Annotated in this window: 10 protein-coding genes and 1 pseudogene; all 11 read right to left on the bottom strand. The window is 34.5% G+C overall.

What is annotated here, in order from left to right:
* Nucleotides 1–31 precede the first annotated feature (31 nt).
* Nucleotides 32–2,287: a translation initiation factor IF-2 gene (gene infB / locus EDD62_RS02505; protein ID WP_123807406.1), complete on the bottom strand. Its 2,256-nt coding sequence runs from the start codon at nt 2,285–2,287 to the stop codon at nt 32–34.
* A 14-nt stretch (nt 2,288–2,301) separates the two neighbouring features.
* Nucleotides 2,302–2,628 (bottom strand): YlxQ family RNA-binding protein, encoded by a 327-nt coding sequence (locus EDD62_RS02500; RefSeq protein WP_077140376.1) that lies wholly within the window; start codon nt 2,626–2,628, stop codon nt 2,302–2,304.
* Entirely contained in the window at nt 2,625–2,912 is a 288-nt protein-coding gene (gene rnpM / locus EDD62_RS02495) for an RNase P modulator RnpM (RefSeq protein WP_123807405.1), read from the bottom strand. Before rnpM ends, EDD62_RS02500 begins: the two co-directional genes overlap by 4 nt.
* A 21-nt stretch (nt 2,913–2,933) precedes the next feature.
* Nucleotides 2,934–4,023 (bottom strand): annotated as a pseudogene (nusA, locus tag EDD62_RS02490) (transcription termination factor NusA).
* Between the two features lie 25 nt (nt 4,024–4,048).
* Complete coding sequence (rimP, locus tag EDD62_RS02485; protein WP_077140379.1) at nt 4,049–4,519, bottom strand: ribosome maturation factor RimP; 471 nt, start codon at nt 4,517–4,519, stop codon at nt 4,049–4,051.
* A 109-nt stretch (nt 4,520–4,628) separates the two neighbouring features.
* Nucleotides 4,629–9,038 carry a PolC-type DNA polymerase III gene (locus EDD62_RS02480; RefSeq protein ID WP_170152753.1) on the bottom strand — a complete coding sequence of 1,470 codons (4,410 nt, stop codon included), beginning with the start codon at nt 9,036–9,038 and terminating at the stop codon, nt 4,629–4,631.
* Between the two features lie 112 nt (nt 9,039–9,150).
* Nucleotides 9,151–10,875, bottom strand: a complete 1,725-nt coding sequence (locus EDD62_RS02475; protein WP_123807403.1) for a proline--tRNA ligase — start codon at nt 10,873–10,875, stop codon at nt 9,151–9,153.
* A 146-nt stretch (nt 10,876–11,021) separates the two neighbouring features.
* Nucleotides 11,022–12,305, bottom strand: coding sequence for an RIP metalloprotease RseP (gene rseP / locus EDD62_RS02470; protein ID WP_123807402.1), 1,284 nt, complete (start codon nt 12,303–12,305; stop codon nt 11,022–11,024).
* Nucleotides 12,302–13,453: a 1-deoxy-D-xylulose-5-phosphate reductoisomerase gene (dxr, locus tag EDD62_RS02465; protein WP_123807401.1), complete on the bottom strand. Its 1,152-nt coding sequence runs from the start codon at nt 13,451–13,453 to the stop codon at nt 12,302–12,304. The genes rseP and dxr overlap by 4 nt, the downstream gene beginning before the upstream one ends.
* Before the next feature lie 42 nt (nt 13,454–13,495).
* A complete protein-coding gene (locus EDD62_RS02460; protein ID WP_123807400.1) occupies nt 13,496–14,278 on the bottom strand; it encodes a phosphatidate cytidylyltransferase in 783 nt (260 codons plus the stop codon).
* A gap of 27 nt (nt 14,279–14,305) precedes the next feature.
* Entirely contained in the window at nt 14,306–15,046 is a 741-nt protein-coding gene (locus tag EDD62_RS02455; RefSeq protein ID WP_123807779.1) for an isoprenyl transferase, read from the bottom strand.
* Nucleotides 15,047–15,147: the final 101 nt, after the last annotated feature.

Raw genomic sequence — 15,147 nt, 5'->3', positions numbered from 1 at the left:
ATATTGTGATTTAGACTTTAATTGAATATATTTATCGTTCAATTTCAACCATTTGATAAGCTTCTATAATGTCGCCTTCTTTTAGGTCATTATATCCTTCAATCGTAATACCACATTCATAGCCTTGAGCAACTTCTTTCGCATCATCTTTAAATCGCTTCAACGTATCCAATTCACCTTCAAATACAACTACGCCTTCACGAATAATTCGAACACCAGCATTTCTTGTGATCTTACCTTCTGTCACATAAGAACCAGCAATCGTTCCAACTTTAGACACTTTGAACGTTTGACGGACTTCAGCTTGACCAATCACTTGTTCTTCATATTCAGGATCAAGCATACCTTTCATCGCAGATTCAACTTCTTCGATGATTTGATAAATAATGCGATGGAGTCTCATATCAACTTGTTCTTGTTCAGCCGCACGCTTTGCATTCGCATCTGGTCTAACGTTAAATCCAAAAATGATACCATTAGATGCTGATGCAAGTGTAACATCTGATTCATTAATGGCACCAACACCTGTATGGATGATTTTAATATTTACCCCTTCAACGTCAATCTTCATCAGTGACGCGGCAACTGCTTCAACAGAACCTTGAACATCCGCTTTAATAATAATATTCAAGTCTTTCATTTCGCCTTCTTTCATCACATCAAATAAGTTATCTAAACTTACTTTTTGTGAATCTTGACGGGCAGTTAAAATTTGTTCTTCTTGTCTTGATTCTCCGATGGCTTTTGCTTGTTTATCATCTTTGAATACTACAAAGCGATCACCGGCATTTGGTACATCTTGTAAACCTGTTATTTCAACTGGCGTAGAAGGTCCTGCTTTTTTAATATTTTGGCCAAGGTCATTGGTCATCGTTCTAACACGTCCATACGTATGACCGACAACAATTGAATCACCTTGTTCTAGTGTTCCATCTTGAACAAGTATTGATGCAAGTGCACCTCTTGATTTATCAAGTTCCGCTTCAATAACCGTTCCGATTGCAGTACGCTCTGGGTTTGCTTTCAATTCCTCTACTTCAGAAACAAGTGTGATCATTTCGAGTAAATCTTCAATGCCATCACCATTCAATGCAGAGAGTGGTACGAAAATCGTATCTCCACCCCAGTCTTCTGGGAATAATCCATGTTCTCCAAGCTCAGTCATCACACGGTCAGGATTAGCAGTTGGTTTATCAATTTTATTAACCGCAACAATAATTGGTACCTCAGCCGCTTTAGCATGGTTGATTGCTTCAACTGTTTGTGGCATTACACCATCATCTGCTGCAACAACTAAAATCGTAATATCTGTTACTTGAGCACCACGTGCACGCATCGTCGTAAAAGCAGCGTGACCTGGTGTATCTAAAAACGTAATTTTTTTATCGTTTGCTTCGATTTGATATGCACCAATATGTTGTGTAATACCGCCTGCTTCACCATCAGTAACTCGTGTGTTACGAATTGAATCTAATAGCGTTGTCTTACCGTGGTCAACGTGTCCCATAATTGTAACAACAGCAGGTCTTTCAACCGCTTGATCCTCATTTGTTTCAACTTGGAAGTAAGCATCGAGGTCTTTAGAGTCAACGATGACTTCTTCTTCAGCTTCTACACCATATTCACTACATATTAATTCGATTGAATCTTGATCTAGTGATTGATTAATATTTGTTACAATACCAACCATAAATAAATTTTTCACGATTTCAGATGCATCTTTATTTAATTTCTCAGCAAGTTCACCCACTGAAACTCCTTCTTGATAATATATTTTGTTCGGTGAATCTTCTTTTCTTTCTTGCTGAGCAGTATCTGGTGTCACTTGCTCACGCGATTTAGCTTGTTTTTTATTTTTCTTTTCTTTATTTTTGTTGCTTTTCTTTTTACGTTTAGAATCTTTAACTTCTTTCGGTGCCTTAGTTATACGCTCACTAGATTGATCGTAATCATCTAACTCTTGTAAATATTCATCATCTTTATTCACTTCTTGTTCAGCTTCTTGTAAAGCCTTTTGGATTTCTTCATCATCCGTTGTGTCATCTGTTTTTACAACGACATCTTCCGTTGAAGTTTCTACATTTTCTGTAGATGATTTTTGCTGATCTGTATTAGATGACTCTGCATTTGTAAGTCCAAGCTGTTCATTTAACATTGTAATATATTCGTCTTCCAATGTTTGCATATGACTTGAAACATCTAGACCTTGTTCGCGCAAAATTTCCATAATTTCTTTGGATTTCTTATTTTGTTGTTTAGCATATTCATAAATTCTTAATTTCGACATAATCCCACTCCTCTTTATTCCATAAGTTGAGCACGCTCCATCATAGATTTCGCAAATCCATCATCTGTTATTGCGATAACGACACGTTCGTCTTTACCTATTGCATGTCCCAAAGTTGTTCTATTGAATTTTTTTATAATTGGTACATTATAATACTGACATTTATCAGTGATTTTCTTTTCTGTGTTCTTACTTGCATCCATAGCAAGCAATACCACTTTCGCTTTACTTGCTTGAATCGATTGAACGACAAGTGATTCACCACTGATTAAATTGCGGCTTTTCATTGCAAATCCAACGAGTGATAAAAGTTTATCCGCTTGATGGTTTAGAATACTCATTTCATCGGAATATCCTCTCTATATATTAATCGAATCACTTCATCATAAATAGGATTCAGTGCTTCTACCGACGAGTTAAAAAACTGTTCAAGCTTTTGCTTTTGTCGCGCTTCATTGACAACCTCTAAGTCTTTAACGACGTAAGCACCACGACCATTTTTCTTACCTGTTGAATCAACAAATAATTCGCCTTCTTTTGTTTTAACGATACGAATCAGACTTCTTTTATCATGTTGTGATTTTGTTAAAATGCATTTGCGCATTGGTACTTTCTTTGTCATCATCATCACTTCCTGCTCATCTCATTAATCATCAAGAAATGTTTCTAAGTCTTTTAAATTTGTTGGATAAATACCTTCTTCACGCGCTTCACTTTCAGGCTTAATGTCAATCTTTAATCCTGTAAGTTTTGCCGCTAATCGTGCGTTTTGTCCACGTTTACCAATGGCTAATGATAATTGATAATCGGGTACTACAACTGTCGTTGATTGTCCATTTTCATCAACAATAACCTCCAACACTTCTGAAGGGCTTAGTGCGTTTTTAACAAATGCTTTCGGATCTTCGCTCCATTCGACAATATCAATTTTCTCACCATTTAATTCTTCGACAATTGCTTCCACACGTGTACCCTTGCTTCCAACACATGCACCGACAGCATCAACATCTTTATTCTCCGCATGAACACTGATTTTCGAACGATCACCAGCTTCACGTGCAACAGATTTTACTTCGACAACACCGTCTGTAATTTCTGGTACTTCTTGTTCAAATAATTTATTGAGAAGACCTGGATGTGTTCTTGAGACAAATATTTGTGGTCCTTTAGTCGTCTGTTCAACTTTATTTACGAACACTTTAATACGATCATTCATTTTGTATTGTTCATTAGGCATTCTTTCAGATTCGCTTAACACTGCCTCAGTTGATCCGATGTTTACATAGACATATCGATTGTCTATCTTCTCAACCGTGCCGATCAAGATTTCATTCTCTTTATCGATGTATGCTTCATAAAGTATTCCACGTTCTGCATCTCTTAAACGTTGCATTACAGCTTGTTTAGCTGCCTGTGCTCCAACTCTACCAAAATCATTTGGCGTAATTTCTTCTTCATAAATATCACCGACTTCATATGCTGGATTCGATTGCAGTGCATACTCTAAAGTCACCTGATCTTCTGGGTATTCAACTTCATCGACGACATTTTTTCTAGAATAAACTTTGTAAGTTCCGTTATCCATATTCAAATCAACTCTAATATTTTTAACGTTCGCATAGTTTTTTTTTGTAAGCAGTATATAAAGCTGCTTCGATTGTTTCTATAAGGACTTCTCTTGGAATATTCTTTTCTTTCTCTAAAAAATCAACAGCATTTAATAATTCAGTTGACATTTAAATCATCTCCTTTAACATTCAGCTATAAAATAACAGCTTTTCTTGCTTTAGCAATTTTATTTCGAGGTATTTCTATAGATTTCGTTCTTGTTTTATCCTTATATTGGATTGTCAAGAAGTCAGCAGATAATTCAGTTAAAATACCTGTATATTCTTTCTCTCCACCGATTGGCTCATATAGTTTGACGTAAATAATGTCATCTACACTATCTTCAAAGTCTTTTTCTTTTTTTAGAGGACGCTCTGCACCCGGTGATGACACATCTAGATAATAAGCTTCTTGAATGGGATCTTCTTGATCTAATAATTCACTCAATGATTCAGCAATCATTGTACAATCATTTAAATCAATACCTTTCTCGGGCTTATCTACAAATACTCTAAGAAACCAATCTTTTCCTTCTTTAACATACTCCAAATCAACAAGTTCAAACCCTAACGACTTAATGTGTGGTTCAATCATTGTTTCTACTTGTTCGACTATTTTACTCATTATACCCTCCTAAATAAAACGAAAAGAGTGGGATTCACCCACTCTTTTGGCTAGAGTTCTTTATTAACAAGTTAATTTTATCATAAATAGCCCCTAATAGCAATATTGACTACAAGTCAAAGATGCTGAGTTGATCTGTATCTGGTAGCTCATTTAACGATCCAAGTTCGGTCATATATTCTATCGCTTTATTAGATACACCACAGCGTTTATGAATGTCTTCTTTAGATGAGAAAGGACCATTTGCACGTTCCTCTACGATACGCTTTGCTACGTTGTCTCCAAGACCTGGTATTGCAACAAATGGTGGTATTAACTTATCGCCATCTATAATAAAGTCTTTTGCATCTGATTTATCGATATCAATGATATCCATCGTGATATTGCGATGTGCCATTTCATTGACAAGTTCTAATACAGTTAATAGATCTTTATCTTTTTTCGTTAAATCATTAAACATTTCATATTGCGATTGAATAAATTGCTTAATTTGTCCTTTCGGCTTTGTCATCATCATTAAGTCGAAATCACTCGCACGTACTGAGAAGTAACTCGCATAATAATAATGAGGGTAATGTACTTTGAAATAAGCGATACGAACAGCCATTAATACGTATGCAGCAGCGTGTGCTTTAGGGAACATATATTGAATTTTTTTACATGATTCGATGTACCATTTCGGTACGTCATGTGATTTCATTTCTTCTTCAAACTCTTCACTGACCCCTTTACCTTTACGCACTTTCTCCATAATATTAAATGCTACCGATGGTTCTAACCCTGCATACATCAAATAAACCATAATATCATCACGACAACCGATCACTTCGCTAATGTCACACGTACCACTTCGAATGAGTTCTTGAGCGTTACCAAGCCATACATCAGTCCCATGAGATAGTCCTGAAATTTGGACAAGCTCACTAAACTTTGTCGGTTTCGTTTCTTCTAGCATTTGTCTAACAAATCCTGTTCCAAACTCAGGTACACCAAGAGTACCCGTTTTGCATAAAATATCGTCTTCTGACACCCCTAATATATCTGGACCACTAAATATGCTCATCGTATCTTCATCATCTGTTGGTATTGTCTTAGGATCAATACCAGATAAATCTTGTAGCATTCTAATCATCGTCGGATCATCGTGACCCAGTATATCGAGTTTCAATAAATTATTATCGATTGAATGGAAGTCAAAGTGTGTCGTCATCCATTTAGATTTCGTATCATTTGCTGGATATTGTATCGGTGTGAAATCGAAGATATCCATATCTTCTGGTACAACTATAATTCCACCTGGATGTTGACCTGTAGTTCTTCTTACTCCGGTACATCCAGCAACGAGTCTATCGATTTCAACGTTACGTTTTTGAACGCCTTGATCATTGAAATATCCTTTTACAAAACCAAATGCAGTCTTCTCAGCCACTGTACCAATTGTACCCGCACGATACACTTTATCTTCTCCAAATAATTCACGGGTGTATAAGTGAGCTGTTGGTTGATAATCACCACTAAAGTTTAAATCAATATCAGGTACCTTATCTCCTTTGAAGCCTAAAAATGTTTCAAAAGGAATATCTTGCCCGTTCTTAGTATAATCTGTACCACATTTGGGACACTTTTTATTCGGTAAATCAAAACCACTTGAAACACGACCATCGGTAAAAAATTCATGATGGCAACATTCGCTACATACATAATGTGGTGGCAATGGGTTGACTTCTGTAATTTCTGTCATTGTCGCAACGAAGCTTGACCCAACAGAACCACGTGACCCAACCAAATATCCATCATTCAATGATTTAACAACTAAGTCACGGCTGATTAAATATATGTCGCTAAATCCATTATCGATGATACTTTTCAATTCTTTATCTAGACGACTTGTAATGACTTCAGGTAAGTCATCTCCGTATATTGATTTTGCCATATCATAACTCAATTTAGTAATTCGCTCATCAGAGTTTTCAAAATTTGGAGTATATAGCTTATCTTTAATTGGTTTCACGACATCAATCATGTCATTAAGCTGATGCGTATTATTAATGACTACATTAAGTCGAGTCTGTTCATCTAAATAATAAAATTCGTCGAGCATCTCATCAGTTGTTCTAAAGTGAGCTGATGGCAAAGTTTGACGTCCAATAGGATTGCCCGGATTACTCTTTATTAATATTTCACGTGCCTTAGAATCTGTTGGATCTAAATAATGAACATTCCCCGTTGCAATCACAATTTTGTTCATATCTTTGCCTAATGCAACGATATTTTTTAAAATTTCAATAATCCGGTCTTTAGAGTCCACCAATTCACGATCTATTAGTGGCTGATACATCGTGAGCGGCTGAATTTCGAAATAATCATAATAAGCAGCAATTTCCTTTGCTTCGTCATATGATTTTTGCATCATTGCTGTGAATACTTCTCCTTCTTTACATCCAGATCCAATGAGCAATCCTTCACGATGTTCGTTTAATAACCGCTTTGGAATTCTAGGCGTCTTGAAAAAGTATTCTGTAGAAGCTCTAGATATTAACTTAAACACATTTTTTAAGCCCGTTTGATTTTGAACGATTATTTGGACATGTGATGGAAATGCGCGCTTATATGCCTCTTTATTTTGCAATGTTTGATCAATTTTATCATGATAAAAAATATTTAATGCATAAAGCTCATCTAACATTTTAATCAATATATATCCCGTCGCTTCTGCATCATATATCGCACGGTGATGCTGTGTTAATTCAACATTATAATGTTTTGCTAAGACATTTAATCCATGCTTAGACATTGATGTATTCATTCGTCTTGATAGCTCTAACGTATCAATCACAGGATGTGTTGTTTTATCCATTCCACTTTTGACATACCAACTATCTATAAAGCCCATATCGAATTCAGCATTATGTGCAACAAATATACATCCTTCACTGAATTCTTTAAAATCTTGAAGTACTTCTTCAATTTCGGGCGCACCTTGAACCATATCATCAGTAATCCCAGTCAAATTAATCGTCGTATCACTTAAAGGCTCATGTGGATCACTAAATCGCTCAAATTTATCAATTATTTCACCATTATGAACTTTGACCGCTGCAAGCTCAATAATTTTATCATATTTTGCTGATAATCCAGTCGTTTCAACATCAAAAACAACATATGTTGCATCTTTTAATTCGATATGTCTTGGCTTATAACAAATCGTTTTACCATCATCAATTAACATCGCTTCTAAGCCAAAGTTAATCTTAATATCATGATCCAATGAAGCACTATATGCTTCTGGATAAGATTGTAAATTATCATGATCTGTCAATGTAAGTGCTTGATGACCCCACTCTTTTGCTCTCTTTACATAATCGCTGATCGAGGTCGTTGCATCCATTTGAGACATATTAGAATGTAAGTGAAACTCAATTCTTTTATCAGGGTGAGTATCTTGTTTTGGTTTTTTATTCACTGAATGTATTGATTGAGCTGTCATCGCTAAGTTACGAATAAATTCATCATACATTACTTTCCCAGAAACCCGAATCCAATCCCCTTTTGATAAAGCTTGAAGATGTTTAAGTTGATCTTTATTATTTTCAAACATTTTAATAAGTATCGAATCAGAAAAATCAGTCACTTTCAATTGAATTAAACTACGATTAGATTTCAATTGTCTAATTTCAACGTCGAAAATCATTCCTTCAACGGCAATTTTTCTCTCTTCTTCAATAATGTTTGCCATTGATACGATTTCTTCATGATGAATCTCTTTTCCAATATGACATTCATCATAAGAATCTTGTTCATGGCGTTCTGCTTTTTGTTTGTTTTCTCTTTGCTTTTCAATTGAAGATTGCACTATATTTTCATCTTCTTGTCTAATCTCTTCCATAATTGATTCATACATATGGGCGTCACTTGCGAATGAACCCGCTGGCATGAATTCATCTTCGTACTGATGAATATTATCAATGTCCGAATTTTCATTAGCCTGTTTAATTTTAGGCTGCTCATCGATAGTGCTTGGCTGACGCTCGTATTTCTCAATGACAAATTGAACATTATATTGACTAAAACCAAGCTTTTTAAGTTCTTTTTTCAATAGAGGGATGAGTTTATCATTACCAATATTAACCATCATTTCATCTTTTAAGTTAATCCTTACTTTATCGTCTTTATATTCAATAAGCTCTGTCGCAACTTGAGATTTAATATGATGGTGGTTCTCTACTCTATTTAATGCTTCAATCACATAAGAAACTAGCTGTTCATTATCCATATGCGTATATGTAATGTTCAATGCAACATCGAATGGGGAGAATGTTTCATTTAATTTTGTTTCAAACTGTAGTAACGTGTTAATAGCCCACGGTGAATTGAATACAAAAGAAAATTCATAAAGTTGTTTAACTTTATGAATTTTCAATGCTTCAATTGAGTGGCCACCTTGTTTAACGATGGAGTCTTCAGGGTTGAAGTTGATATGGTCTAACAACTTATCAAAAGATACACTGTTTTGTGTCATCATTTATACCTCTTTCACTCAAATTATTATACACAGCATAGATACTTAGGTGATTTATCTCTACATGTACAAGCTACCAGTCATGAAAAATTTTTTATAATTATGAGCAACTTTATTCGTATGATTGTTTCACCGTATCTACAATATGTTCTATTTTGATTTCTTGTTTATTCATTTCTGGTGATTCATGCAATTTTAATCGATTCGTAAATTCAACAACTCCTGATTTATATCCGCGGCCAATTGTTATACGTAATGGTATACCAATTAAGTCAGCATCATTAAATTTCACCCCAGCTCGTTCATTACGATCATCGATTAGAACGTTATAACCATTCTGTTTCAATGATTTATATAGCTCAAATGCGTATTGAGTCGTTTCACTATCTTTCATATTAGGTAATATAATATGAACATCATATGGCGTGATTGATTTCGGCCACACGAGTGAATCTTCTGTCATATGTTGTTCAATGACTGCTGCTAATGTTCTTGACACACCAATGCCATAACATCCCATAATCATTGGGACACTGCGGCCTTGATCATTTAACACTTCAGCTTTCATTGAAGAAGAATATTTTGTACCCAGTTTAAATACTTGACCAACTTCTATCCCTTCAACAAATTCAACTGGTGATTTACTACCTTCTGCATATTCACCTTGTTGGATAAATCTATAATGACCATATATCGGATCTTTAATATCTCGATCAATTGACACATTGATATAGTGATAGCCATCCACATTCGCACCCGTTGCAATATGTTGGTGACCTCTAATGGCATCATCAACATATATCGGCATATGATCAACTTCAACAGGCCCTAGCGAGCCAAATGTCGCACCGAATAAAGACTTCACTTCATCTTCTGAAGCCATTTTTATCGACTTAACATTTAATGCTCTCATTGCAAAAATTTCATTTAACTCATGGTCACCACGAAGTATGAACATCGCATATTTCAGTTCGTTATCAACCTCGTATTTTACAACAAGTGTTTTTGACATATCTTCTATTGATACATCAAGAAATTGTGCAACTTCAATACTTTTCTTAACGTTTGGCGTTTCAACTCTTTCTAATGGTTTCTCTTCTCCTTGATGAGATAGTGGTTCATTCATTGGAATCGCTGTTTCAATATTGGCAGCGTAGTCACTCTCTGGATCAAAACATATCGTATCTTCACCGATATCAGCAAGTGCCATAAATTCATGGGTATAATCTCCGCCTATCGCACCACTATCAGCTTTTACAGCTCTTACATTTAAACCTACACGTTTGAAAATTTTATAATACGCGTGATACATATTATCGTATGTTTCTGATAAAGATGCTTCATCAATATGGAAACTATAAGCATCTTTCATAATAAATTCGCGTCCGCGCAACAATCCGTAACGTGGTCTAATTTCGTCCCTAAACTTCGATTGGATTTGAAATAATGTAATCGGCAATTTTTTGTATGATTTTAATTCATCACGAACAAGTGAAGTAATAACTTCTTCATGCGTTGGTCCTAATGCGAAATCTCGACCGTGACGATCATTAAGACGCATTAACTCAGCACCATAATCATCCCAACGCTTAGATTCTTGCCATAACTCTTTCGGCTGTAAAATAGGCATTTGAACTTCAATACTATCGATATTTTCCATTTCTTCACGTATGATTGCCTCGATATTATTCAACACTTTCTTAGCCATCGGTAAATAGCTATATACACCAGCAGCTGTTTGTTTAATCATGCCACTTCTTAACATCATTCCATGTGAACGACTATCTGTTTCAATCTGTTCTCTAAGCGTTGGGATAAATATTTTAGATTGTCTCATAAAAAAACACCTCTTTATGTTAGATTTTTAACATTTTTATATTCCATGATTGATTTAATAAAAACATATGGGTATACATCAAATACTATAGATCAAAAAACTGACTATAATAATGATCTCTAATAACCCATAATAGACGATTTTACTTATAAAAAGAAAGTTTTAATATCATTCCAAGTGACAAGAATCATTAAAATCAATACAAATAATGCTCCAGCAAGTTGAATCATTACTTCTGCTTTCTTATGGATTGGTTTCCTAAAGATCGCTTCATATAAAACAAATAATATTCTGCCACCATCTAATGCTGGGATAGGAAGCAAATTCATTAAGCCTAAGTTAACACTTAACAAACCAGTAAATGCCATTAAGTTAATTAAACCTTGGCTCGCAACTTGTTCAGTCACTTTATAAATTCCCACTGGACCATTTAACATATCCAAGCTAAATTCTCCTGTAAAAATAGACGTAAATAAAAAGACAATCCCTTTCGCGATTCTTGTCCCAGCTTCATAAGTAATATAAAACCCGTGTGGAATCGTATCTACAGGACTAAATGATAATTTGTTATTAACCCCTAATATATATCGTTTATCGATACTTCCATCAACTTGCTTAATTTCTTGAACAGTAGGTGTCAATTGTACATTCGATATTTCACCATTTCTTTCAATCATGACTTTCGTTTCTTTACCGTTCGTTTGTTGCATTACTTCTCTCATATCATCCCATGAATTAATTTTATTTCCATTAATTTGATTAATGACGTCACCAGTTTTTAAACCTGCCTTTTCCGCAGGAGAATCTTCACCAATACCTCCGATGACATTTTCACCACTTGGAGCACCTTGAATCATAGCTACAGTACATAAAATGACTAAAGCTAATACAAAGTTCATAAATGGTCCAGCAAATAATGTTAAAAACTTTTGCAACGGTGTTTTACTATCAAATTGTTCTTCTTTTGGTGCGATCTTTTCCTTCACACCATTTTCTACACGATAACTTTCTTCTGATAAATAGTATACCTTTTGTTCTCCAGTATATTGGTCAACGCCTGTAATGGTTAAATTTTCATAAATATTTGATTCTACCACTTCAATTTGATCGATTTGTTTAAAGTTATGCTGATCATCAAACAATAAATGAGTCACTTTATTGTCATCATTTAATTTAACTGATAATCTCATCCCTTTATTTATTGGGAACATATCCAATTCACTACCTGCCATTCGAACATAACCACCAAATGGAAGTAACCTTAACGTATATTTAGTATCATTTTTTTTGAAACTAAATAATTTTGGTCCCATCCCAATTGCAAATTCGGGACAATGAATACCTGCTCTTTTTGCCATAAACAAATGACCCCATTCATGTGAGATCACGAGTATTCCAAATACTAGAATAAATGCGATTAGCCCTATCATTGAATCTGTTCACCTCTTTTATATACTTCATCTACATATAATATGTCTTCGAGCGTTGGATTTTTAATCATTTTATGATGCTGTACAGCATCAAATACTAGATCTTCAATTTCTAGAAACTTAATCTTCCTTTGCAAAAACTGATGAACTCCATACTCATTTGCTGCATTCATGACTGCTGGCATTGTATGACCACTATCCATCACATCATAGACGAGCTTCATAAATGGATAGCGACGATCGTCCATCGGTTCGAATGATAAATTCAAACGTGATTTAAAGTCGAGTGTTGGAATATCGAGTGCTAGTCTTTCGGGATATGTCAACGCATATTGAATCACTGTTCTCATATCTGGTGTTCCAAGTTGTGCCATAATACTTGTATCAACATATTCGACCATCGAATGAACTGTACTTTCTCTATGTAATACACTTTCAATTTTGTTCATATCCAGATCGAACAACCATTTTGCCTCGATTAATTCGAGCGCTTTATTCATCATTGTCGCTGAATCTATTGTAATTTTTTTGCCCATTGACCAATTCGGATGGTTCAATGCTTCATCAACATTAACATTTTTTAATTGATCACGTGTTAAATCTCTAAAAGAGCCACCGCTTGCTGTAATGATGAGCCGTTTAATATTATCTTTCTTTTCACCATTAAGCGCTTGTAAAATCGCGGAATGTTCCGAGTCGATTGGAACAATTGATACATTATTTTGTTTCGCTAATGGCATAATGATTGCGCCAGCACTCACAAGAGTCTCTTTATTTGCTAGCGCGATATTTTTACGAGCTTTAATCGCTTCAACCGTTGATCTTATACCAATCGAGCCACTAATGGCATTCACAAACGTATCAACCTCCTCATGAGTCGCAATATTAATTAATGCATCATTCCCATAAGTTAATTCGATATGAGATAAAGCTTTTTCGTTAATGAATTGCTTAATTTCTAAATAACATTGTTCATCTTGAACTGCAATAAATTTTGGATTGAAATTAGTTATGATAGATTTCATAAATTCAGTATTTCTTCCAACAGAGACAGCAATTAATTCGAACACGTCAGAATGCCTTTTAATAACATCTAATGTCTGTTGTCCGATGGAACCACTCGCTCCAATGAGGCCTATTTTTTTCATCTTTCTCACTCCCAGTCAATACATATAGCTTATTATCTACAACTATGATATTAATGGCAAAATGTTCATCAATGGTAATACAAATATAAAACTATCAAAGCGGTCTAACAATCCCCCGTGCCCAGGTAATATTGAGCTTGAATCTTTCACATCAAAATGACGCTTTAATGCAGATTCAACCAAATCTCCTAGTTGACCAAACATACTTAAAACAGTAGAAATAGCAAGGAATATTAATAAATTATCATGTAAATTAAATTGGAAAAAGAAAATTAAACTAACCAATAAACAAATTATAATCCCACCAACAAATCCTTCAATCGTTTTGTTTGGTGATATTTGTGGCCACAATTTATGTTTACCTAACATTTTACCAATTAAATATGCGCCTGTATCGGTAGACCACACGATAAAAAATGCAAATAGAATAAACATAATGCCAGCTTCTCGTGTTTGATAGAAATACATATATCCTATCCCGATATAAGCAACTGATAGCATACAAAACGAAGCATCAATAAAATTAAATTGGTTTTTAGAAACAACGGTAAAGCTTAAAATAATAAAACTCATAAATATTAATGCTTTCACTTGTGTTTCTACGGTAATCCATTCATGTATATCTGGATAAATTAATATTCCTAACGCAATCATCGCAAAAATACCAGGTAATGATAAAATGTGAATATTTTTCATTCTTAATAATTCATGTAATGAAATAAAACTCATGATATAAATTAACCCTACAAGAGGTAAACCACCAATCCAAACAATTGGCAAAATAACTAATAATAATAATATCGATGTGAGTGTACGAATTCTCATAATATTCTCCTAACTGTGAGATTATAGTTATAATCCACCAAATCTTCTATTTCTTTCATTAAATTGTTTCAATGTTTGAATTAATTTTTGACCGTCAAAATCTGGCCAAAGGTCATCGACGAATATAAATTCTGAATAAGATAATTGCCATAATAAAAAGTTAGAAATTCGTTGTTCACCACTCGTACGAATCAAAAGCTCTGGATCTGGTATGTCATGTGTAAATAAATGAGTAGCAAACAATTGTTCATCGATATCTTGAATATCAATTTTTGAATCGAATGCATCATTGACTATTTTTTTCGTTGCAGTTACTATCTCATGTCGACTACCATAGTTTAATGCAAAAATAAGCTGCATCCCACTATTCTGTTCTGTATTATCAATTGCATTTTGAACAGCACATTTTGTGTGTGGGGGCAATCCATTTAAATCACCAATCACACGAACTTTTATATTATTCTTCATCAAGTCCGGTAAGAAGTTATCCATGAAATCTCCTGGTAACTTCATTAAGTAATTCACTTCTTGCTCAGGTCTCTTCCAATTCTCAGTTGAAAAAGCGTATAACGTCAAATACTCTACGCCTATATCATGACATGTTTGTGTGATTTTCTTTACATTTTGCATACCTTCATAATGTCCTTTAATACGTGGCATCTTTTTTTTCGTTGCCCATCTACCATTACCATCCATAATAATGGCTAAATGCTTTACATTCGTATGAAATGATTCAATGTCACTTGTTTTTTTGCTAAATAAACCCATAGAGTCACCTCTTTTACTTATCTTTTTTATTTTATCATACGTCGCATGAATTTCGTATGATTGAATTTTAATCATAAAAAAAGAACAAACCTTCTTCGTAA

This window comes from Abyssicoccus albus, from assembly GCF_003815035.1.
Classification (GTDB): domain Bacteria; phylum Bacillota; class Bacilli; order Staphylococcales; family Abyssicoccaceae; genus Abyssicoccus; species Abyssicoccus albus.
The sequence above is the reverse complement of the archived record's forward strand: the minus strand, read 5'-3'. Positions and strand labels throughout refer to the sequence as shown.

Bases quoted from the DNA above. Each gene is read 5' to 3' on its own strand.
- infB (WP_123807406.1), bottom strand. From the start codon at position 2,287: ATGTCGAAATTAAGAATTTATGAATATGCTAAACAACAAAATAAGAAA.
- EDD62_RS02500 (WP_077140376.1), bottom strand. From the start codon at position 2,628: ATGAGTATTCTAAACCATCAAGCGGATAAACTTTTATCACTCGTTGGA.
- rnpM (WP_123807405.1), bottom strand. From the start codon at position 2,912: ATGATGACAAAGAAAGTACCAATGCGCAAATGCATTTTAACAAAATCA.
- rimP (WP_077140379.1), bottom strand. From the start codon at position 4,519: ATGAGTAAAATAGTCGAACAAGTAGAAACAATGATTGAACCACACATT.
- EDD62_RS02480 (WP_170152753.1), bottom strand. From the start codon at position 9,038: ATGACACAAAACAGTGTATCTTTTGATAAGTTGTTAGACCATATCAAC.
- EDD62_RS02475 (WP_123807403.1), bottom strand. From the start codon at position 10,875: ATGAGACAATCTAAAATATTTATCCCAACGCTTAGAGAACAGATTGAA.
- rseP (WP_123807402.1), bottom strand. From the start codon at position 12,305: ATGATAGGGCTAATCGCATTTATTCTAGTATTTGGAATACTCGTGATC.
- dxr (WP_123807401.1), bottom strand. From the start codon at position 13,453: ATGAAAAAAATAGGCCTCATTGGAGCGAGTGGTTCCATCGGACAACAG.
- EDD62_RS02460 (WP_123807400.1), bottom strand. From the start codon at position 14,278: ATGAGAATTCGTACACTCACATCGATATTATTATTATTAGTTATTTTG.
- EDD62_RS02455 (WP_123807779.1), bottom strand. From the start codon at position 15,046: ATGGGTTTATTTAGCAAAAAAACAAGTGACATTGAATCATTTCATACG.